This window comes from Mycobacterium sp. IDUB_19, assembly GCF_055419445.1.
On record NZ_JBVAXR010000168.1, the window covers coordinates 1 to 983 of the forward strand.

1 protein-coding gene is annotated in these 983 nt (G+C 67.8%); it reads right to left on the reverse strand.

The features are described from left to right. On the reverse strand, positions 1-983 hold a 983-nt coding region (locus ACZY0B_RS27680), incomplete at both ends, for a cytochrome P450 (protein WP_463767412.1).

Below are 983 nucleotides of genomic sequence, written 5' to 3' on the forward strand. Positions count from 1 at the left end.
TAGCTACCGCCCGCCCACACGATCGAATTCTCGTCGACGTCGAAATCCGGGCAACGGGCCAACAGTTCGGTCAGCGCAACGCGCGATTGCATCCGCGCCGCCGCGGCACCCAGGCAGTGGTGGGCGCCGTGGCTGAAGGTCAGGATGTTGCGCGGGCAGCGGGTCACGTCGAGTTCGCCGGCGTCCGGCCCGTATTGGCGTTCGTCGCGGTTGGCCGACCCGTACAGCAGCAGCACCCGGCGATCGGCCGGGACGGTCGTGTCGCCGATGTTCACGTCACGGGTAACCGTGCGCGCCAATCCCTGTGCCGGCGAGGTCAGCCGCAGCAGTTCCTCAACCGCGTCGGGGATGCGGTCCGGGTCGTCGACCAGCAGCCGGCGCTGGTCGGGGCGCTGGTGCAGCAACGGCATTGAGCCACCAAGCATCCCGGTGACGGTGTCGTTGCCGCCGGTGACCATCGTGAAGGTGAACGCCAGAATCGACAACGTACCGGAGATGTCGCCGTCGGCGCCTACCCCGGCGGCGACCAGGTGGGAGATCGTGTCGTCCTCCGGCTCGGTCCGGCGGCGCTCGATCAGTCCGGTGAAGTAGGCCATCATCGAGCCGACCGCGTCGCCGACGGTTTCCAGCGCGCCCGCGACGCCGCCGTCGGCGGTGTTGGCCGCGACGATGGCCTGGGTCCAGCCGTCGAATTGGGCCCAATCCTCCTCGGGCACACCGAGATAATGCGCGACCACCATCGACGGCAGCGGTTTGAACAGGTCGGCGACGATGTCGCCGCCGCCGTCGGCGCGCAACTTCTCAATGCGCTCCACGACGAACTCGCGCACCTTGGGCTCCACCGCCTCGACCTGCCGGGGGGTGAACCCGCGCGACACCAGCTTGCGAAACTCGGTGTGCACCGGCGGATCCTGCATGACGAACGGCGGATTATCTTGCAGCCCAATCATTTCCAGGTCTCCGTAGTTGACCGTCAGTCCCTG